This is a genomic window from Streptomyces sp. NPDC001056 (genome assembly GCF_053598955.1).
In genome coordinates, this window is record NZ_JBSFLI010000010.1 from 109,182 (window position 1) to 128,997 (window position 19,816).

Consider the following 19,816-nt stretch of genomic DNA (forward strand, 5'->3'; position numbering starts at 1 on the left):
CCGATCAGGGGTGTGACGTGCACGAGGACGGAAACGGCGCAGAGACTCGCGTCGCCGGGCAGGTGACGCCCAGTGGTGCGGACCAGGAGTTCCTCGCGCTCGAACGGGAGTTGACCGTACTGCTGCGACGCGCCCGCGCCAACCAGGGCGAGATGGCCCGGGAGGTCCACCCCGACCTGGAGTCCTCCGCCTACGGGCTGCTGATCCGGCTGAACGAGCACGGCGGCCGGCGGGCCACCGAACTCGCCGGTTACTTCGGCGTCGGCAAGGCCACCATGTCCCGCCAGTTGCGCGCCCTGGAGGAGCTGGGCCTGATCACCCGCGAACCCGACCCCGCCGACGGTCGCGCCTGGCTCGTCACCCTCACCGAGGAGGGCCGCCGCCGCGTCGACACGGTCCGCGAGGCCCGCCGCGCCCGGTACGTCAGCCAGCTCGCCCACTGGGACCGCCGGGAGGTGGCCGAGCTGGCCCGGCTGCTGCACCAGTTGAACGGGGTCATGGAGAAATAGCCCGCGCCGTCCGGGGGGTCACAGCTCGACGTACACCACCGTCGCGTCGTCGTGCGTCTTGCTCCGGCCCAGGAACGCCCGCTCCTCCCGGTCCGCCGTCTCCAGCTGCCGTACCCGGTCGACCAGTGAGCGGGCGCCGTCCTCGGCGAGGACGCCGAACAGGTCCGTCCAGTCGCCCTGGCGGAACTTCTCCGTCCAGCGGGTCGCGCCGTCCGTCAGGGCGGCCAGCGCGCCGACCTCGCTCCGGGGCACGGCGCCGGTCACCGCGCGGGCGGCCACGGAGGGGTCCGCGGCGGCCGTGAAGAAACCGCCCTCCTTGTTGCGCAGGTTCGCGTCCACCAGGGCGTCGGTGGCGAGGGCCGAGCGGGGGAGCCGGGCGAGCCGGTCGTCCAGGACCGGGGTGACCTCGCCGGAGGGCGAGCGCAGCAGCAGCGCCGAGTCGGAGAGCACCAGGTACTCGACCGTCTCGGCGGACCAGCGGGTCAGCACCACGGTTGCCTGCGGGGTGCGCGGGTGAGAAAGGTCACAGGTATCCGCATGGGCGTGCGCGGTGCGCTCGATCGCCCGGGAAAGGATGTCCGCCGGCCTCAGATCTCGGCCGGAAACGGTCAGTTCGGTCAGCGCGCCGCCGAGCCGCGCCGTGAACCAGGGGACGGAATGCAGACAGCCCGTCTCCCCGGCGGGCGGCGTCACCCCGTCCAGCAAGATCACGCAACCGCCCTGTCCGGAGGCGGGTAGTCCGACATCCGCGAAGTCCTCGTTGGGTCGGGTCGCGTCGCCGGGTTCCGAAACGAGATCAGTGCGCATCCAGCCAGTCTGCACGAGCCCTTCACGGCATCCCCCAAAGGCTGGCAATCGCCGTCGGATTGGCGTGCTCACGCAGGTCAGGCGCCTGGTTTGGGTGGGAATGGGGCACTCCGAAAAAGCGCGGTGGCGAATACTGCCAAACCCTGCCGCGCGCGTCCAACCGGCCTGCCGTGCGACGGCCCCGCACACGCCAGAGGAACTTGCCCGTCAACTCCCCTCCGATGTTCACTCCTTCGGGTGGCGGGTCAGGTGATGCGCGACCACCGCCCACCGGCGCTGGGAGGGTCGGGAACCGTACGAACCGGGTGCACGCACCACTTGGCACCGAGCTGACGGGGCGCCACCCGGGCCCTTGGGTAGACGAGTTCAGGAATGCGAGCACCGGTGCAGAAGAAGCGGCCTCGGCGCACAGGCAGGCAGACGGCCCCCGAGAAGGCCGTCCCCGAGACTCCCGTGGGCACCGGCCGGCCCACGCATGTGCGCAACCGGCTGATCGTCGCCGTGGCGGTCGTGGCCGCCGCGGTCGCCGCCGCCGGAGTCCCCTCCCTCCTCACCGCGTCCTCGGACGTCAGTGACTCCCAGGAACTGGTGACGCTGGCCGCCCGCACCCAGGACGCCCTCGCCCTCGCCAATTCCCTGGCCGACGAGCGCGACGAGGTCACCTCCTACATCGCGGCCGGGCGCCCCGAGTCGAAGGCGCCCTCCAAGGACCGCAGCACCCGTGTCGACCGCCAGGTGGAGGACCTGCGCGCCGACAGCGGCACCCCGGCGGACCTGCGCGGCGACCTCGACCGCATCGCGACCGTCCGGCGCGCCGCCCTCACCGGCAAGAGCACGGCGCTCCAGGCCCACCAGGCGTACTCGGCGACGATCACCGAGCTGCACCGGGTCGCGGAGCAGCTGGCCGAGCAGATGCCGCCGCGGGCCGGTTCCGGCGCGTACGCGCTCGCCGAACTGGACAGCGCCGTACAGCAGTCCGCCGCCGCCCGCGGCCTGCTGCTCGCCGCGCTCGACGTCCCGGCCACCACCCAGACGGTGATCAACCCCGTCACCGGCCTGCCCACCACCACCTCCGTGCCCACCGAGGCCGGCCGCAAGCAGCGCGACGCGCTCACCGCCGCCGCCCAGCAGGCCCGGCTGCGCTCCGACGCGGCCCTCGCCGACTTCCGCGAGACCGCGCCCAAGGCGGCCGTCGACGCGTTCGACTCCACGGTCACCGGCGCCGACGTCAACTCGGCCGAGAAGTACCTGGACACCTTCACCGCCCAGCCGACCTTCCCCGACGGCGCGCCGGCCGTCAGCGCCGCCAAGCTGGACGCGGCCCTGTCCGGCCGTATCGACCTGATGCGCGGCGCGGAGTCGGCCCTCTACGAGCACCGCACCCAGGCCCTGGAGAAGCTGCGCGACGACGACGTCACCGCGCTGGAGATCCGTGTCGCCGTCCTCGGCGCGCTGATGCTGGTCGCGGTCGGCCTCGCCACCGCCATGGCCCGCACCCTCACCCGCCCGCTGTCGGTGCTGCGCCGCGGCACGGCCCGGCTCGCCGAGCCCGGCGACGCGGCCACCCGCGAACCCATCGCCTTCACGGGCCGCAACGACGAGTTCGCACAGGTCGTCCGCTCCGTCAACGCGCTGCACGCGCACGCCGTCGCCCTGCACGAGCGGGTCGCCACCCTGGAGACCGACCGCAAGCACCTGGTCGGGCAGCGGCAGAAGATGGCCGACGCCCGCGAGGAACTGCGCGCCGAACTCGCCGAGGCGTCGGCCGCGCTGGGGCGGGTGCGCGCGAGCATCGGCGGCACCTTCGTCAACCTGGCGCTGCGCACCCTCGGCCTGGTCGAGCGCCAGCTCGCCGTCATCGAGGGCCTGGAGGACCGCGAGCAGGACCCCGAGCGCCTGTCCACCCTCTTCAAGCTGGACCACTTCGCCACGGTGATGCGCCGGCACAGCGAGAACCTGCTGGTCCTCGCGGGCACCGAGCATGTGCAGCAGCACCACGGGCCGGTGCCGCTGGTCGACGTGGTGCGGGCCGCGGTCAGCGAGATCGAGCGGTACGAGCAGGTGCGCATCGCCGCGCTGCCGCCGCACGCGCACATCGCCGGCTTCGCCGCGGACGACCTCTCGCACCTGCTGGCGGAACTGATGGAGAACGCCACCACGTTCTCCCCGCCGGAGGTGCCGGCCGAGGTCTCCGGCTGGCTGCTGGAGTCCGGCGAGGTCATGCTCTCCGTCCAGGACGAGGGCATCGGCATGGCCGAGGACCGCCTCACCCGGCTCAACGCGCGCCTCGCCGACTTCGACCCCGACTCCGCGTACGACCAGGAGGGCGACGACGGCCTCGGGCTCGGCCTGTACGTCGTGGCCCGCCTCGCCCACCGGCACGGGGTGCGGGTGCAGCTGCGCGAGCAGAAGCAGGGCGGGGTCGCGGCGGTCGTGGTCCTGCCGGCCCCGATCCTCGCCGAGGCCCCCGCCGCCGTACCCCCGCGGACCGTCACCTCCACCACCGGGACGTTCTCGCTGCCGGGAGCCACCGCCGAGGCCGACTCCAACGTGCTGCCGACGCGGCCGAAGGACGGGGCCGAGCAGCAGGACCCGCTGGTGGCGCTGGCGGAGAAGGCGGTGCGGGACGCCGGCGTGGAGCCGGAGCGGGAGGCGGCTCCGGGCCAGGACCCGGCGGCGGGGGAACCGGGCACGTCCGACGGGGCGGCGGCGGAGGCTGCCGAGGAGGCCGGGCACGAGTCGGCCGGCGGTCCCGCCGAGGAGACGACGCACGAGCAGGCAGGGCCCGGGCCGGAGGAGACGCACGCCCGTCCGAAGGCCCCGGTGGAGACCTTCGCCGAGACCACGATGGAACTGCTGCTCCCGCTCACGGACGAGCCGGTGGGCGCGCCGACGGACGAGTCGGCGGCTTCGGCGTCCGAGGCGTCCGAGGCTTCTGTGACTTCCACGGCCCCCGCGGCTCCGGCGGGACCCGCGGCGCGGCCGAGCGCCGAGCCCGCCGCCACGGAGCCGCCGGCCCCGGCCGCCGCCGAGCACACCGGCCACACGCGGCCGGAAGCCGAGGACGACGACGGCGAGGCCGAGGAGCGGCTCACCAGCAAGGGACTCCCCAAGCGCACGCCCAAGATCACCGCACCCGCCCCCCCGCCCCGCCAGCGCAGCACGAGCGTCGACGCCGAGGCCCTGCGCCGCAGGCTCGGTGGCTTCCGCCGAGGAGCACAGGCCGGCTACCGCGACGTAGAGGCAGAGATCGCAGACCATTCCGAAGAAGCCACGGGGGGCCCTGTCGAGGAGGCAAGCAGTTGACCGCTCCCAGTACCTTCGGGCTGAGCACGGAGGCCCGCAATCTGCACTGGCTGCTGACCAACCTGGTCGAGGAGGTCCCCGGCATCCAGTCCGTCGCCGTGGTCTCCTCGGACGGTCTGCTGCTGCTGTCGTCCGACCCGGGCCACAGCGGGCAGGCCCACCAGGCGCGGCCGGGCAAGGGCCCCCGCGGCTCCGCCGCCGACCTCGCCACCATCGTCTCCGGCATCGGCAGCCTCACCGTCGGCGCCGCCAAGCTGATGACGTACGGCGGGGTCAAGCACACCATGGTCGCCATGGAGGAGGGCAGCCTCTTCGTGATGTCCATCAGCGACGGCTCACTGCTCGGTGTGCACGGCTCCGCCGAGTGCGACATGAGCGTGGTCGCCTACCACATGGCGCTGTTCGTCGGCCGCGCCGGCCACGTCCTCACCCCGGAACTCCGCAGCGAGTTGCGCAAGTCCATGGAGTCGGCGGGGAGCGCGCGATGAGCGGCACGCCGAAGAAGCTCCCCGTGCGCGGGGGCGAGCGCAAACCCTCCCGCGTGCGCCCCTACTCGCTCACCGGCGGCCGTACCCGCTTCGGCCATGTCCTCCTCGTGGAGACGTTCGTGGCCAGCACCGCGGCCATCGAGGCGCCCGAGGAACGCAAAGAGCTGACGAAGGGCTCCCTCGCCGGTGTCATGCCGGAGATGCGGGCCATCGTCGAACTGTGCCGCCGCATGCGCACGGTGGCCGAGATCGCCGCGCTGCTGAAGATGCCGCTCGGCGTGGTCCGGGTGCTCCTCAGCGACCTCGCGGACCAGGGAAAGATCCGTGTGTACGGCACCGGAACCGGTCACGGCACCGGCCGCCCGGACCGCGCTCTGCTGGAAAGGGTGCTGAGTGGACTTCGCCGTCTCTGACGCCACCGCCTCCCATGGAGGTGCCGTCCCCCTCGTCGCCGGGTTCGTCGAGCCCGACGAGGACCTCAAGGCCTGGCAGACGGACCGGACGCGTGCCCCCATCGCGACGAAGATCGTGGTGGCGGGCGGCTTCGGCGTCGGCAAGACCACGCTGGTCACGGCCGTCTCGGAGATCACGCCGTTGCAGACCGAGGCGCTGATGACCCAGGCGAGCGAGGGCACCGACGACCTGTCCGACACCCCGGACAAGGTCACCACCACCGTGGCCATGGACTTCGGCCGCATCACGCTCGACGACGACCTGGTGCTCTATGTGTTCGGCACGCCGGGCCAGCAGCGGTTCTGGTTCATGTGGGACGACCTGGTGCGCGGCGCGATCGGCGCGGTCGTCCTGGCCGACACCCGCCGCCTCAAGGACTGCTTCCCCGCCCTGGACTACTTCGAGAGCTGCGGGCTGCCGTACGTCGTCGCGGTCAACCACTTCGACGGCAGTGAGCGGTTCGACATCGAGGACGTACGGGAGGCATTGACGATACCCGTGCACGTCCCTGTCATGATCATGGATGCGCGCCGCCGGATTTCGGCCATCGAGACCCTCCTGGCCCTGGTCGGCCACGCGCTGGACGAAACCCCCGAGTAGTCCTGTTAGGAGCCCCCACCCGCATGCGCAAGATACTCGTCGTCGGAGCCGGCCAGTCCGGACTCCAGATAGCCCTCGGCCTGCAGTCGCACGGCTACGAGGTCACCTTGATGTCGAACCGGACCGCGGACGAGATCCGCTCCGGCCGCGTCATGTCGACGCAGTGCATGTTCCACACCGCGCTCCAGCACGAGCGCGACCTCCAGCTGAACTTCTGGGAGTCCCAGGCCCCGAAGATCCAGGGACTCGGCGTCTCGGTCGCGGCCCCCGGCTCGCACGACCCGGGTCCCACCCAGCGCGCCATCGACTGGGTCGGCAAGCTGGACGGCTACGCCCAGTCCGTCGACCAGCGCGTGAAGATGGCCGGCTGGATGGAGACCTTCGCCCAGCGCGGCGGCCAACTGGTCATCCACGGCGCGGCGGTGGGCGACCTCGACTACTTCTCGCGCACCTACGACCTCGTGCTGGTCGCCGCCGGCAAGGGCGAGCTGGTGTCCATGTTCGCCCGCGACCCGGAGCGCTCCCCGTACAGCGAGCCGCAGCGCGCGCTCGCGGTGGCGTACGTGCACGGCCTCGGCCCGCGCCCGGAGCACCCGGAGTTCGACGCGGTCCGCTGCAACCTGGTGCCGGGCGTCGGCGAGCTGTTCGTCATGCCGACGTACACCCTCTCCGGGCGCGCCGACATCCTGTTCTGGGAGGGCGTACCGGGCGGCCCGCTCGACGTCTTCAACGGCGTCAAGGACCCGGCCGAGCACCTCTCCCTGACCCTGGAACTCATGGAGAAGTTCACGCCCTGGGAGTACGCGCGGGCGACGAAGGCCGAACTCACGGACGCCGGTGGCACGTTGGCGGGCCGGTACGCGCCGACCGTACGCAACCCCATCGGCCGGCTGCCCTCGGGCGGGCTGGTGCTCGGCGTCGCCGACGTGGTCGTCGCCAACGACCCGATCACCGGGCAGGGCGCGAACTCCGCGTCCAAGTGCGCGGCGTCGTACCTCGCGTCGATCCTGGAGCGCGGCGACCAGCCGTTCGACGAGGCGTGGATGCGGGAGACGTTCGAGCGCTACTGGCAGACCGCGCGGCACGTCACCAAGTGGACGAACGCGATGCTGGCGCCGCCGCCGGAGCACGTCCTGAACCTCATCGGCGCGGCCGGTCAGCTCCAGCCCGTGGCGGATCGATTCGCCAACGGCTTCGACAACCCGGCCGACTTCGAGAACTTCTTCTTCGAGCCGGAGAAGGCGAGCGAGTACCTCGGGTCGGTGGCGGGGGCGTAGGCCCCTGGGGGCGCTATCCCGGGCGTACGGCTCCGAGGACCGGGTTCGACGCCACGGGTGAGATCTTGACCCGTGCGCCCGGCCTCGGGGCCTGCACCACTTTTCCGGCGCCCACGTAGATGGCCACGTGAGTCGCTTCCGGGAAGTAGATGACCAGGTCTCCCGGGCGGAGCCGGCGCAGGGGCACCCTCTTCAGCCGATGCCACTGCTCCTGGCTGGTCCGGGGGATCGGGGTGCCCGCGTGTTGCCACGCCTGGGAGGTCAGGCCGGAGCAGTCGTAGGCCGAGGGGCCCTGGGCGCCCCAGACGTAGGGCTTGCCGAGCTGGTCCAGGGCGAAACGGACGGCGCGTTCGCCCTGGCTGGAGGGCGGGCGGTCGTCGGAGAGGGAACCGGCGAGGGCCTGCTGGGCCGCGGTGACGCCCTGCTGTTCGAGGCGGTCGACGGCGGCCAGTTGGTCGGGGCTGAGGGTGGCCAGAAGGCGTTCCACGTCGGCGAGTCTGGCCTGGACGGCGTCGCGCTGTTTCCGCTGCTGCCCGGCCAGGGCCAGTTGGGTGCCGAGGGCCTTGCGCGCGGTGCGGGCGACGGCGTCCGAGTGCCGCTCGGCGCCGGTCAACCTGGCCACGGTACGCGCGCGTTGGCGGGCCAGTTCGCCGAGGACGTGGCCCTCGTCCAGGGCGCGTTGCGGGTCCGGGGCGAGCAGCAGGCTGACGTAGGGGCCGAGGCCGCCGGAGGCGCTCTGGTACTGCTGGCGCGCCAGCCGGCCGGCGTCGGCGCGGCTGTCCCGGAGGGCGAGCCGGGCGCGGCTCAGCTCCTTGTCGAGGCGGGCCACCTCGGCCTTCTGCCGCTTCAGCCGGTCGGCGGTGGCGTCGTAGGCCTCGGTGGCCTGCTCGGTCTGCCGGTACAGCGTCTGCAGGTCCGTCAGCAGCTGGGCGACGGTCCGCCGCTGCGGCTCGGGTGCGGCGGTGGCGGGCACGGGCGCGAGGACGGCCTGGGCCGCCACCGTGGCCGTACAGGCCAGGCGCACAAGCTTTCCTGACACATCATCACCTCGGGTGCGGAAGGGGTGGGCGCATTGCCGTCCCCTATCGCACCGCGATAATCAGACGTATTTCGGTGGGGCGCGCGCCGCGTGTGCGCGGTTCGGCGCAACCCTGTCACCCGTGCGTGTCCTCCGAGTTGCCGGACGGCCTCGGGTGCGGCTTGCCGTGCGGCGACGTGTGGGGCTTGGACCAGGGCCAGCGCGGGCGGCCGCCGGAGGTGTCCTCGGGGTCGTACGCGTACTTCCACCCCTGGATCAGCCCCAGCCGCTTGCTGTGGCCGCGCGGCACCCGCCGGTAGACGTACACCGTGGGCGGGCCGTCGTCCGGGTCGGGCACGGGGATGCGGTACGTCTTCGGGGGGTGTCCGGTCGGCCCGAGCAGGACGGGCAGCACGCGTCCGTCCATGGGGCCGCCCTCGAACGGGGTGTCCTGGCTCTTCACGGTCTCAGTCTCGGGCATCCCGGCCGAGGGTGGCCATGAGGGCGGCCGTCTGCTGGTCGCGGGCCGCGGTGACCGAGAGGACGGCCACGAACTGGTCCACCAGCCAGTCGCGCAGCTCGTCGGCGGGCGGCTGCTTGTCCTCGTCCAGCCAGATCAGCGAGGCCGCCTCGACGGCCGTGATCCACATGCGGATCGTCATGCGCAGCCGGGGGCCGGGGTCGGTGGCGCCGAGGTGGCTGAGGATGTGCTCGGCGGCGGCCCGGCGCACCCCGTCCACGATGGCCGTGGTGCGCGAGGTCTCCACCACGCTGCCGCCCCGCAGCAGCGCGGCGAAGCCGGTGTCGTGCTCGTTCACGAAGGCCAGATAGCGCTCCAGGGCGCGGGCCAGCCGGGCCAGCGGGGAGCCCGTGCGGGGCTCGTCGAAGCACTGCCGCAGTTCGTCCGCGGCCGACCCCAGCGCGGCCTCGTACAGCTGCTGCTTGCCGCCCGGGAAGTACCGGTACACCAGCGGCCGGGACACCCCGGCCGCCTCCGCCACGTCGTCCAGCGACACGTCCTCGGGCGCCCGGTGCGCGAACAGCGACAGCGCGGCGTCGAGCAGCTGGCGCCGACGCTCCTCGACGCTGAGCCGGCGGTAGGCGGGGGTGGCCGTCTGGGGGGTCATGCCACGCAGCGTAACTTGCGCGCCCGGGAGCGCGCCGCGTACCGGTCGGCCTACCTGCCCGGCGGTCCGCCCCGCTGCGAGCCGCCCCCGCTCCTCCCGGTGGCGTTCGACACCGGGGCGGCTCCCCGGATACACACGGGGGACATCGGATCAGAGGGAGTGCGGATGGCGGTGCGCGTGCTGAGGGCCGACGGACGTCCGGCGGCGCCGTGGAAGAACGGGGGCGGGCTGACCCGCGAGATCGCCGCGGCCCCGAGCGGGGCCGGGACGGCGGACTTCGCGTGGCGCGTCAGCCTCGCGGACGTGGCCCAGGGGGGTCCGTTCTCCCGCTTCGAGGGGGTCGACCGGGTCATCACCCTGGTCGACGGCCCCGGCATGGTGCTGACCGTCGACGGGAGCGCGCACACCGTGGCCGAGCGGTACACCCCCTTCGCCTTCCCCGGGGACGCCGACACCGACTGCCGCCTGCTCGGGGGTCCGCTCGTCGACTTCAACGTGATGACCCGGCGCGGACGGGCCCGCGCGGGGGTGGAGATCGTACGGGGGCGGGCCGCGCTCCCGGCGTCCGCCGGGGCCGCGCTGCTCGTCGTCGTACTGGAGGGCTCCGCCCTCCTCGAAGCGGCGGGCACCACCCTCGGCCGCTTCGACGCGGCCCTGGTCACCGGCGCCCACGGCGAGGCTCTCGACGTCACCGGCGTCGCCGCGCTCGTCACCCTCACCGGCGCGGCCGCGACGGTCCAGGGGGTTCGCGCTGTTACCAAGTGAGGACAGAACCGGGTGAACTGCACTCGCGTGGAGAACATCTGACGGGGCGTAGGGAAGAGCAGACACCCAAGGGGGACCTCGATCATGACCACGCGCAGCGCTCGCCGTACCGTCCGCGCCGCCCGTTCCGCCGGCCTGGTGGCCCTCGCCGCCGCCGCGGCGTTCTCGCTGACCGCCTGCGGCGGGAGCAAGGACGCCGCGGCCGGCCCCAAGGTCACCGTCGCCGCCGCACACGCCACCGGTGGCGTCGGTGTTCCCGGCGGCACCGGGGCCGGCGGGGGCGAGTCCCCGACCGGCACGCGGAACGAGACCCCCGTGTCGTCCCGTACCGGCGCGTCGGCCGGCACGGCCAAGGGGTCGTCCCCGGTGCGCACCCAGACCCTGCCCGACGGCAGCAAGGCGGAGATCTACCGGCTGGGCGCCCAGCACTACCGCGCCAAGATCGTCAACCGGGGTTCGGTCCTGGCCACGCTGGAGGCGAACGGCCGGGACGCCGGGCTCGACGGCAACGACATGTTCATCGTGCTCACGCTGGACGGCCGGGTCCACGCCTGGCTGGGCGGCGGTCACCAGGGGCCCGGCACCTTCAGGCTCGCGGGCGGCTGGACGGCCGAGGTCACGAAGCTCGGTGAACTCCGGTACCGGGCGCGGATCATCGGCCACGACGGCGTGGCCGCCACGATGCAGGCGAACCAGCACGACACCGGGCTCGACGCCAACGGCATCTTCATCGTGCTCAGCGACGGCGGTGTGATCAGCGCCCACGCGTGAGACCGGTGGCGGTGCCGCCGGGTACCCCGAGGCTCCCGCCGGACCGGACGTGTTCCGCCGGCGGGGGCTTGGTGTCCGTGCTACGCCAGCAGCCCCGAGGACCGCCACAGTCGCCGCCCGACGCCCCGCAGCACCCCGATCTCGTCCAGGAAGTCGGTCAGCCGCTTCGCTCCGGTCTGCATGATCTCGCGGCGGTGGGCGCTGGCCCTGACCTGGGCCATGGCCTCGCGCTTGTCGAGGCCGACATGGGTGTAGACCTCGGGGTTGATGAAGGCGACGGAGAAGACGCGCGCGAACTCGCCGGAGGTCACCCGTGTGAACTCCTGGGACCAGCGCGGGGCGGTCACCATCTGGCGGCGCAACTCCTCACGGGCGTAGCGCACATGGCGGGCCTCCTCGACCACGTGGATGCGCGTCACGCCCCGGATCAGCGGCTGCACCCGCTCGTCCGGGAAGGTCAGCCGCTGCATCCAGTCCAGGACCTCCTCGCCCAGCAGGGTCGCCGTGAAGGAACCCGGGGTGGTGGAGATGGTCTTGAAGAGGCGGCCCAGGTTCTGGTGCACCTTGCTGACCGGGTACCAGGGGGTGCCGTTCCGCGCGATCAGGCGCGCGAACATCTTCGAGTGGCGGCACTCGTCCTCGATCTCGGTGAGGGCGTAGCGCACATGCGCGCTCGTGGCGGACTTGTCGTAGATGTGCCGCACCAGCAGCTGCATCAGGATGAGTTCGAACCAGATGCCGAGCGAGGCCAGGGCCGCCGCCTCGTGGCGGGACAGCTCGATGCGCTGCTCCTCGCTCATCCGCTGCCACAGCGGCGTCCCGTACAGCGAGACCAGCTCCGGCGGCCAGAACCACTTGCCCTCCTCGAAGGGCGCGTCCCAGTCCAGCTCCTTGTCGGGGTCGAAGGAGTGCTTGGCGGAGGAGACCAGCAGCCGTTCGGCCACCTGCTCCCGGTCCTTGAGCAGGCCGAGCGCGTCGCGCAGGCCGTCCAGCGCGTCCGCTTCCGTCAGGATCGTCATGGCTCCCTCACCTCGTTACCCGGGGGTATGTCGTTCGACAACTTATGAGACTGCCTGTCAGCAAGACCGTCAATCCCCTGCACACGACTTGTTGACCGCGTGTCTACATGTGAGCCTGCGTGATATGTCCACCCATGAGCTGTACGCCAACGAACCCGGAGAGTCCGCCTGGCAGGTGCCCGCGTCCGGCGCGGCCAGGTTCAGCTGGGAGTACGACGACGGCCGCGAGCGGCTGCTGGCCCTGTACCAGAAGGGCAAGGACAAACAGTGGGACGGGACCAAGCGCATCGACTGGGACCTGGAGGTCGATCCCTACGACGTGCTCGGCACCCCCGACGAGGCCACGGCCCTGTACGGGACGCCGTACTGGGACAGGATGAGCGAGCGCGAGAAGGGCGAGCTGCGCCGGCACTTCGCCTCCTGGCAGTTCAGCCAGTTCCTGCACGGCGAGCAGGGCGCCATGATCTGCGCGGCCCGGATCGTGGAGTCGGTGCCCGACCTGGACGCCAAGTTCTACTCCGCGACCCAGACCATGGACGAGGCCCGGCACGCCGAGATCTACGGCCGGTTCCTGCACGAGAAGGTCGGGCTCGTCTACCCGATCGACGACAACCTCCAGTCGCTCCTCGGCGACACCCTGCGCGACAGCCGCTGGGACATGCCCTACCTCGGCATGCAGGTGCTCATCGAGGGACTGGCGCTGGCCGCCTTCGGCATGATCCGGGACACCACCGACAAGCCGCTGCCCCGGCAGATCCTCACGTACGTCATGCAGGACGAGGCCCGGCACGTGGCCTTCGGCCGGATGGCGCTGCGCGACTACTACAAGCAGCTCACCGACGCCGAACTGCGCGAGCGCGAGGAGTTCGTGATCGAGGGCTGCTATCTGATGCGCGACCGGCTGCGCGGGGTGGAGGTGCTGGAGAACTTCGGCATCGCCCGCACCGAGGGCGAGCGGCTCCTGGAGCGCACCGAGTTCCTCCGGCTCTTCCGCAAGCTGCTGTTCAGCCGCATCGTGCCCTGCGTCAAGGACATCGGCCTGTGGGGCGAACGCCTTCGGCGGGCCTACGTCGACCTGGGCGTGCTGGAACTGGGCGACTCCGATCTGGAGCGGCTGATGGCCGAGGACGAGGAACAGGCCGACCACCTGGACGCGCAGCGCTTCGCGCGGGAGGAGCGGGCGCGGGTGGCGGAGGTGAGGGAGGCGATCGAGTCGGGGGAGCGGGAGCCGGGTCCCGGCGAGGGCTGAGAAGAGCGCCGAGGCGGGCCGTGGTGGCCGCCGGGAGGTGACGGAGCGGGGCGGGCGGGACCGGGCGGACTCGGTGCCCGTCCGTTCACCCATGTGCAGTAGCGTGCTGGCGTGTCCATGCCTCCGTCGCCGCAGCAGCCGCCGTACCCGAACCAGCCCGGTTCCCCGTACGGCCAGCAGCCTCCCTACGGCCAGCAGTCCCCTTATGGCCAGCAGCCCCCCTACGGGCAGCCGCAGCCGCAGACCCCCGGTCCCTACGGCGGCTCGCCGTACCCCCAGCAGCCCCAGCCGGGGGCCGCCGCGCAGCAGCCGCCGTACCAGGGCTGGGGCGGGATGCCGCCGGTCGTGCCGCCGCCCCCGAAGAAGAGCCGGGTCGGCCTGATCCTCGGGATCGTCGGCGGTGCCGTCGTGCTGATCGTGGGCGGCGTGGTCGCCCTCGGCGCGATCGGCTACAAGGCGGCGACCACCTTCCCCGACGCCAAGAACAAGCTCACGCTGCCGCAGACGCTGCTCGACGGGAAGTACGAGCTGGCCAAGGACCTCTCCGACACCGAGGGCAAGAAGATCGGGGACGAGGCGGACGGCGCCTGGGACGCCAAGGACACCCACGGTGTCGTCGGCAGCTACAGCCTGGGCGGCGACGACACCAAGGGCACCCTGGTGGTGTCCGGCATGTACGGCCGGTTCAAGAACACCGACGAGGCCCGCCGCAACATGATGAAGGGCGCCGCCGAGGGCAACGGCGCCAAGGTCGCCGTGCCGGCGAAGGACTTCGACCTCGGCGGCATCACGATCACCTGTGAGGTGCTCACCCAGGACTCGCTCGGCTCGAAGATGACCCTGCCCATGTGCGCCTGGGCCGACGACAACACCGGCGCCACCATCGCCGTCGTCGACACCCCGCACCTGTCCCAGGACCCCTCGCAGGTCGACCTGGCCGGGCTCGCCAAGCAGACCCTGCAGGTCCGTTCCGAGGCGGTCAAGCCGATCGGCTGACCGCCGACTCGTCCCCGGGCGCGAACGGCGTCCGCAGCGTGAAGGCGTACGGCGTCGGGCCGTGCGCCCTCAGGTGCAGCAGCCGGTCCTCCGCCTCGGCGACCGCCGGGCGGTGGCCGGCCGGCACCCACCACAGCGCGGTCACCGCCTCGTCGAGACGTTCGAAGAACTCCCTGCGCCGGGCCAGCAACTCCCGGTGCTGCCCCCGGTACATGAACGCGGTGAGCGCGTCCTGGTCCCGCCACACCGACATGTTGACGATCATCCACGCGTCCCCGAGGACCGGCACGTCGGTCGCGTTGCCGGAGTCGCCCTCAAGCCGCCACACGAAGCCGTCCGAGGCGTCGGCGACCGCGTTCACCGGGGCGAGCCCGTCGACGAAGTCCTTCAATTCCGCCGAATCCAAGGGGTGTTTGAGGCGGGCGATGTTGACCTGGGCCAGTTCGTACGCGGGTGCGGTATCCGTCATGGTCGAACCATAAGGACCCCCCGGCTCCCGAGGGAGCCCCGTCTCACCGGCCGAGCACCGCCCGCATCACGTCCCGGGCGATCGGCGCCGCGTCACCCCCGCCGCTGATCTCGCCCCGGTCCGCCGAGGCGTCCTCCACCACCACCGCGACCGCGACCGCCGGCTCCACCGCGTCCTGGGCCTGCGCCCAGGAGACGAACCAGGCGTACGGCAGGCCGGTGTTGCCCACCCCGTGCTGGGCGGTGCCGGTCTTGCCGCCGACGACGGCGCCGGGGATGGCCGCCCGGGTGCCGGTGCCCTCCCGGACCACCCCGGTCATCAGCTCCTTCAACTGCTCGGCCGTGTAGGGGTGCATCACCTGGCGCACCGGATGCGTTCCGCTCCCGGAGACCGTCTCGCCGCCGTGCCGGGTCGTCCGCTCCACCAGGTACGGCGTGTGCAGCCGCCCGTCGTCGGCGACGGCCGCCGCGACCATCGCCATCTGCAACGGGGTCGCGCGGGTGTTGTACTGGCCGATCGAGGACAGCGCCAACTGGGCCCTGTCCACGTGGGAGTCGAAGGTGCTGGGCGCGACCGGGAACGGGACGCGCACCCCGCTGTCGTTGAACCCGAACGCCTCCGCCGTCGCCTTCATGTTCGACACCCCGACATCCACGCCCAGCTTGGCGAAGACGGTGTTGCAGGACCACTCGAAGGCGTCCCGCAGCGAGGTGTCCGCACAGCCGTCCGTCTCGTTGGTCAGGTGGGTGCGGGTGCCGGGCAGCCGATAGGGGTCGGGGGAGTCGGTGCGCGCGTCCAGGTCGGTGATCACGCCCGCGTCCAGCGCCGCCGCCGCGGTGACCACCTTGAACGTCGATCCCGGCGGATAGGTCTGCCGCACCGCCCGGTTGAGCATCGGCTTGTCCGGGTCGCCGTTGAGCCGGGCCCACGCGGAGGCCGCCGCCGCGCCGTTGCCGGACAGTCGCGCCGGGTCGTACGACGGGCTGGTCACCAGCGCCAGGACGCGCCCGGTCGCCGGTTCGATCGCGGCCACCGCGCCCTTGCGGCCGCCGAGCCCCCGGTACGCCGCCTCCTGGGCCGCCCGGTTCAGGGTCGTCACGACGTCGCCGCCCGGATTCAGGCTCCGGGTCACGTCGTTCCACAGCGGCAGCGGCGCGAGCATCGGGTCGCTGCCGGAGAGCACCCCGTCCTCGGTGTGCTCCAGGAACGTGGTGCCGTACGACTGCGACGCGAAGCCGGTCACCGGGGCGTACAACGGGCCCTCCTTGTAGGCGCGTTCGTAGCGCAGCTGCTCATGGGTGTCCACGGAGCCGGTGACCGGCCTGCCGCCCACCAGGATGTCGCCGCGCGGCTGCTGGTAACGGGCGATGGCCGCGCGGCGGTTGGCGGGGTTGCCGGTGTAGTCGCCGGCCTGGACGAGCTGCACCCGGGCCGCGTTGACCAGCAGGGCCGCCAGCAGCAGGGCGCAGAACGCGCAGGCGTGCCGGATGTACCGGGCCATCGGCCGCCCGCCCTCGCCGCCGCCCATCCCCGCGTACTCGCTCATGGCGCCTCCCTGCCGTCGTACTGGCTGCGTGCCGAGTCGCTCACCCGGATCAGCAGGGCCACGATCGCCCAGTTGGTGACCACCGAGGAGCCGCCCTGGGCCAGGAACGGCATGGCCATGCCGGTCAGCGGGATCAGCCCGGTGACCCCGCCCGCGATCACGAACACCTGGAGCGCCAGGATCGAGGCGAGCCCCACCGCGAGCAGCCGCCCGAACGGCTCGCGCAGCGCGAGGCCCGCCCGGTAGCCGCGCTCCACCAGCAGCGCGTACAGCAGGATGATCGCCGCGAGGCCCGCGAGGCCCAGCTCCTCGCCCGCGGTGGCCAGGATGAAGTCCGACTTGGTGGCGAAGCCGATGAGCACCGAGTGCCCGAGCCCGAGGCCGGTGCCGAGCAGCCCGCCCGCGGCGAAGGCGAACAGCGACTGGGACAGCTGGTTGGGGCCACGGCCGGCCTCGATGGTGGCGAACGGGTGCAGCCAGTCCGCGATCCGCGCGCCCACGTGCGGCTCCACCCGGCCGACGGCCACCGCGCCGAGCACCGCGAGCACCAGCCCCACCGCGATCCAGCCGGTGCGCCCGGTGGCGACGTACAGCAGCATGACGAACAGCCCGAAGAACAGCAGCGAGGTGCCGAGGTCGCGCTCCAGGACCAGCACGCCGACGCTGAGCAGCCAGATCGTCACGAGCGGGCCGAGCACCCGCCCGGTCGGGAACTGCATCCGCCAGATCCGGCGGCCGGTGTACGCGAGCGCGTTGCGGTTGGCGGCGAGGTACGCGGCGAAGAACACCGCCAGCAGCACCTTCGCGAACTCGCCCGGCTGGATGGAGAAACCGGCGACACGGATCCAGATCCGGGCGCCGTTGACCGCCGGGAAGAGGCTCGGCGCCAGCAACAGGGCGAGCGCGGCGACCACGCAGACGTAGGAGTACCGCTGGAGCACCCGGTGGTCGCGCAGCAGCAGGACGACGACGATGAACAGGGCCACCCCGAGCGTGGACCACACCAGTTGCGCGGGGGCCGCGTGGTCGCCCGGCGTCTCCAGGTCCAGCCGGTAGATCAGCACCAGGCCGAGCCCGTTGAGCAGCACCCCGATCGGCAGCGGCAGCGGATCGGCGTACGGCGCCCGCAGCCGTACGGCGAGGTGGGCGACGAGCGCGAGGACCCCGAGCCCGGCCCCGTACGCCAGCGCCCCCGGCGGCACCCGCCCGGCCCGGCCCATGCCCACCGCGCAGTACCCGTACACGGACAGCGTCACGGCCAGCACGATCAGGGCCAGCTCGATGCCACGGCGCCGGGGCAGCCGTGCGTCGGCCACGGCCGTCGGGGCCGCCGCCGCGGCGGTTCCGGCGTTGGTCATGCCCGGAACCTACCCAAAACACACTATTTGTTCTTGCGCTGCGGGCCGTCAGCGCGGCGAAGCCACCGGCAGGACCAACGTCGCCACCGCGCCCCCGTCCACCGCGTTCCGGAACGACAGCCGTGCCCCCAGGACCTCCGCCTGTCCCACCGCGATCGTCAGCCCGAGCCCGTGCCCCTTCGCGCCGCCCTCGGTCCGGAACCTCTGCGGCCCGTGCGCGACCAGGTACTCGGGATACCCGCCCCCGTGGTCCCGCACCGTCACCACGGGCCCGTTCACCGTCAGCAGCACCGGCGACGCCCCGTGCTTGTGCGCGTTGGCCACCAGGTTCCCCAGCACCCGTTCGAGCCGCCGCCGGTCCGTCTCCACGAGCGCGTCCCGTACGACCCGTACCTCGGTGTCCGTCCCCGACGCCCGCACCACCCGCTTCGCGAGCGCCCCCAGCTCCTCGGCGTCGACGTCCAGCCGCTCCCGCCCGGTGTCCAGGCGGGAGATCTCCAGCAGGTCCTCGGTGAGCGTGCGCAGCGCCGCCACCCGGTCCCGCACCAGCTCCGTCGGCCGCCCCGGCGGCAGCAGTTCCGCCGCCGCGTGCAGCCCGGTGAGCGGCGTCCGCAGTTCGTGCGCCACGTCCGCGGTGAACCGCTGCTCGCTGAGCAGCTTGCCCTGGAGCGAGGACGCCATCGAGTCCAGCGCCGCGGCCACCGCGGCCACCTCGTCCGGGGGCCGGGACGGGTCCTTCGTACGGGGGTCCTCCACGCGCGCGTCCAGGTCGCCCGCGCTGATCCGGCGGGCCACCCGCGCCGTGCCGTGCAGCCGCCGCGTCACCCGGGACACGGCGAACACGCCGACCAGCACGGTCGCGCCGATCGCGAGGACGGACGACCACAGGATCGAGGTGTCGAGCCCGGCGATGGTGCGCGACTGCTGCGAGTAGTCGATCTCCACGGCGAGCGCCCGGCGCCCCTGGACCGGGCCCGCCGCCCACATCGTCGGCCGCCCCCGGTGCCTGGACACCATGGTGCCGCGCTGCCCGGAGGCCGCGAGCCGCCGCAGCGAGCCGGGCAGCCCCGCGGGGTCCACCCCGGCGTTCGGCATCAGCGCGTCCCCGGCCTCGTAGGCGCGGGTGGCGTCCGCGAGCCGGGACAGGGCGAGGCCGCGGGCCTGTCCGACGGTCTGGTTGGTCACCGAGACGTGCACGAGCACGCCGAGCAGCGCGGCCAGCGCGCAGCACATCACGGTGATGAACACGGCCGCCTTCACGGCGAGGGGCCCGGCCCAGCGGGCCGGCGGGAGCCTCATGACGCGCTCGGGGAGGCGGACGGCGACGCGGTGGGCTTGCGGGGACCGCGGCCCGCGCCGGTGTGCAGGTACTCGTCCCGGGAGAACACCATCGCGCGCTGGCCGGGGTCCCACTCCCAGGTGGTGCGGTACTCGTAGCCGGAGATGTCGGCCGGGTTGCGCTCGATCAGCGCGCGCCCCGCCAGCTCCACGCCGAGGATCGCGTCGTTGTCGGCCAGCACCTGCACCAGGTGGCTGCCCTCGACGGTGTAGACCCGGACGGCCGTCTGGTTGGTCGGGTACAGCCGGAAGCCGAGCGTCAGATCGGGCCGGCCGTCCCCGGTCAGATCCTGGTAGTAGGGCTTGAGCAGCGGGCACAGCGCCCGGTCGCCGCCCGGACGGCACTCCTTCACCCGGTCCACGGTCGCGTGGTACGCCCCCTTGGACCCGTAGTCGTCCGGGTGCGCCTTCAGCTCCGCCTCGACGACGTCCACCGGATCGACCGCGCGGATGTCGCCGCCGTGGACGGTCAGCCCCTTGACGGTCTCACGGGTCGCCACGTCGTACGGGTAGGCCGGGCTGGACGCCGGGCGCAGGTCGGGCCAGAGCTTGGCGGGGCTGTCCGCGGCCTGGGTCGGCCCGGCGCTCTGGAGCTGGCCGGCGTCCCCACAGGCCGCCGCCGTCGCCGACAGCAGGGCGACGGCGGCCGCGGCAAGGACGGCGCGCACAGGGCGACGGAAGGGCACGGTGCTCCTGGGACGATGGTTTTGCAGGTCAGTA

Annotated in this window: 20 protein-coding genes; 10 read left to right on the plus strand and 10 right to left on the minus strand. The window is 72.8% G+C overall.

Annotated elements, in window-relative coordinates; genetic code table 11:
• The first annotated feature begins 17 nt into the window (after window positions 1-17).
• Entirely contained in the window at window positions 18-509 is a 492-nt protein-coding gene (locus tag ACWDD7_RS14775; protein ID WP_392218101.1) for a MarR family winged helix-turn-helix transcriptional regulator, read from the plus strand.
• An 18-nt stretch (window positions 510-527) separates the two neighbouring features.
• Here ACWDD7_RS14775 and ACWDD7_RS14780 read toward each other — a convergent pair whose 3' ends face one another.
• Window positions 528-1,316, minus strand: a complete 789-nt coding sequence (locus tag ACWDD7_RS14780) for a hypothetical protein (RefSeq protein WP_450457601.1) — start codon at window positions 1,314-1,316, stop codon at window positions 528-530.
• Window positions 1,317-1,700: 384 nt separating this feature from the next.
• On the opposite strand from ACWDD7_RS14780, the gene ACWDD7_RS14785 reads away from it, so the two are divergent.
• From ACWDD7_RS14785 to ACWDD7_RS14805, 5 genes are read left to right on the plus strand one after another with little or no spacing between them, the layout of a single operon-like run.
• Window positions 1,701-4,622 (plus strand): sensor histidine kinase, encoded by a 2,922-nt coding sequence (locus ACWDD7_RS14785; RefSeq protein WP_450457602.1) that lies wholly within the window; start codon window positions 1,701-1,703, stop codon window positions 4,620-4,622.
• Window positions 4,619-5,110 carry a roadblock/LC7 domain-containing protein gene (locus ACWDD7_RS14790; RefSeq protein ID WP_351872886.1) on the plus strand — a complete coding sequence of 164 codons (492 nt, stop codon included), beginning with the start codon at window positions 4,619-4,621 and terminating at the stop codon, window positions 5,108-5,110. Before ACWDD7_RS14785 ends, ACWDD7_RS14790 begins: the two co-directional genes overlap by 4 nt.
• The gene (locus ACWDD7_RS14795) at window positions 5,107-5,523 is read left to right on the plus strand and encodes a DUF742 domain-containing protein (protein WP_450457603.1); all 417 of its coding nucleotides are present in this window, start codon (window positions 5,107-5,109) and stop codon (window positions 5,521-5,523) included. The genes ACWDD7_RS14790 and ACWDD7_RS14795 overlap by 4 nt, the downstream gene beginning before the upstream one ends.
• The gene (locus tag ACWDD7_RS14800) at window positions 5,504-6,163 is read left to right on the plus strand and encodes a GTP-binding protein (protein WP_450457604.1); all 660 of its coding nucleotides are present in this window, start codon (window positions 5,504-5,506) and stop codon (window positions 6,161-6,163) included. The genes ACWDD7_RS14795 and ACWDD7_RS14800 overlap by 20 nt, the downstream gene beginning before the upstream one ends.
• Window positions 6,164-6,186: 23 nt before the next feature.
• A complete protein-coding gene (locus tag ACWDD7_RS14805; protein WP_351872893.1) occupies window positions 6,187-7,440 on the plus strand; it encodes a styrene monooxygenase/indole monooxygenase family protein in 1,254 nt (417 codons plus the stop codon).
• Window positions 7,441-7,453: 13 nt separating this feature from the next.
• Here ACWDD7_RS14805 and ACWDD7_RS14810 read toward each other — a convergent pair whose 3' ends face one another.
• From ACWDD7_RS14810 to ACWDD7_RS14820, 3 genes are all read right to left on the minus strand, one after another.
• A complete protein-coding gene (locus tag ACWDD7_RS14810) occupies window positions 7,454-8,479 on the minus strand; it encodes a C40 family peptidase (protein ID WP_351872896.1) in 1,026 nt (341 codons plus the stop codon).
• Between the two features lie 115 nt (window positions 8,480-8,594).
• Window positions 8,595-8,921 (minus strand): hypothetical protein, encoded by a 327-nt coding sequence (locus ACWDD7_RS14815; protein WP_450457664.1) that lies wholly within the window; start codon window positions 8,919-8,921, stop codon window positions 8,595-8,597.
• A gap of 4 nt (window positions 8,922-8,925) precedes the next feature.
• Entirely contained in the window at window positions 8,926-9,585 is a 660-nt protein-coding gene (locus tag ACWDD7_RS14820; RefSeq protein ID WP_450457605.1) for a TetR/AcrR family transcriptional regulator, read from the minus strand.
• A gap of 165 nt (window positions 9,586-9,750) precedes the next feature.
• Here ACWDD7_RS14820 and ACWDD7_RS14825 point away from each other — a divergent pair, with 165 nt between their 5' ends.
• Both ACWDD7_RS14825 and ACWDD7_RS14830 read left to right on the plus strand, forming a co-directional pair.
• A complete protein-coding gene (locus ACWDD7_RS14825) occupies window positions 9,751-10,350 on the plus strand; it encodes a HutD/Ves family protein (RefSeq protein WP_450457606.1) in 600 nt (199 codons plus the stop codon).
• 84 nt (window positions 10,351-10,434) lie between these two features.
• Window positions 10,435-11,121: a hypothetical protein gene (locus ACWDD7_RS14830; protein ID WP_450457607.1), complete on the plus strand. Its 687-nt coding sequence runs from the start codon at window positions 10,435-10,437 to the stop codon at window positions 11,119-11,121.
• 80 nt (window positions 11,122-11,201) lie between these two features.
• Here the strand turns inward: ACWDD7_RS14830 and ACWDD7_RS14835 are convergent, their stop codons facing one another.
• Window positions 11,202-12,140, minus strand: coding sequence for an AurF N-oxygenase family protein (locus tag ACWDD7_RS14835; protein WP_450457608.1), 939 nt, complete (start codon window positions 12,138-12,140; stop codon window positions 11,202-11,204).
• A gap of 124 nt (window positions 12,141-12,264) precedes the next feature.
• Between ACWDD7_RS14835 and ACWDD7_RS14840 the strand changes: the two genes are divergently transcribed.
• Both ACWDD7_RS14840 and ACWDD7_RS14845 read left to right on the plus strand, forming a co-directional pair.
• Window positions 12,265-13,389 carry a ferritin-like domain-containing protein gene (locus ACWDD7_RS14840; protein ID WP_450457609.1) on the plus strand — a complete coding sequence of 375 codons (1,125 nt, stop codon included), beginning with the start codon at window positions 12,265-12,267 and terminating at the stop codon, window positions 13,387-13,389.
• Between the two features lie 117 nt (window positions 13,390-13,506).
• Entirely contained in the window at window positions 13,507-14,385 is an 879-nt protein-coding gene (locus ACWDD7_RS14845; protein WP_450457665.1) for a hypothetical protein, read from the plus strand.
• On the opposite strand, the gene ACWDD7_RS14850 is transcribed toward ACWDD7_RS14845, so the two are convergent.
• Genes ACWDD7_RS14850 through ACWDD7_RS14870 form a run of 5 tightly spaced genes read right to left on the minus strand, consistent with a single transcriptional unit; the run spans window position 14,369 to window position 19,764 of the window.
• Window positions 14,369-14,854 carry a DUF3291 domain-containing protein gene (locus tag ACWDD7_RS14850; RefSeq protein ID WP_351872911.1) on the minus strand — a complete coding sequence of 162 codons (486 nt, stop codon included), beginning with the start codon at window positions 14,852-14,854 and terminating at the stop codon, window positions 14,369-14,371. The genes ACWDD7_RS14845 and ACWDD7_RS14850 overlap by 17 nt on opposite strands.
• Before the next feature lie 43 nt (window positions 14,855-14,897).
• Window positions 14,898-16,355, minus strand: coding sequence for a penicillin-binding transpeptidase domain-containing protein (locus tag ACWDD7_RS14855; RefSeq protein ID WP_450457666.1), 1,458 nt, complete (start codon window positions 16,353-16,355; stop codon window positions 14,898-14,900).
• Between the two features lie 41 nt (window positions 16,356-16,396).
• A complete protein-coding gene (locus tag ACWDD7_RS14860; protein ID WP_351872914.1) occupies window positions 16,397-17,758 on the minus strand; it encodes an FtsW/RodA/SpoVE family cell cycle protein in 1,362 nt (453 codons plus the stop codon).
• 48 nt (window positions 17,759-17,806) lie between these two features.
• Window positions 17,807-19,057, minus strand: coding sequence for a HAMP domain-containing sensor histidine kinase (locus tag ACWDD7_RS14865; RefSeq protein ID WP_351872916.1), 1,251 nt, complete (start codon window positions 19,055-19,057; stop codon window positions 17,807-17,809).
• Window positions 19,054-19,764, minus strand: coding sequence for a hypothetical protein (locus ACWDD7_RS14870; RefSeq protein WP_450457610.1), 711 nt, complete (start codon window positions 19,762-19,764; stop codon window positions 19,054-19,056). The genes ACWDD7_RS14865 and ACWDD7_RS14870 overlap by 4 nt, the downstream gene beginning before the upstream one ends.
• Window positions 19,765-19,816: the final 52 nt, after the last annotated feature.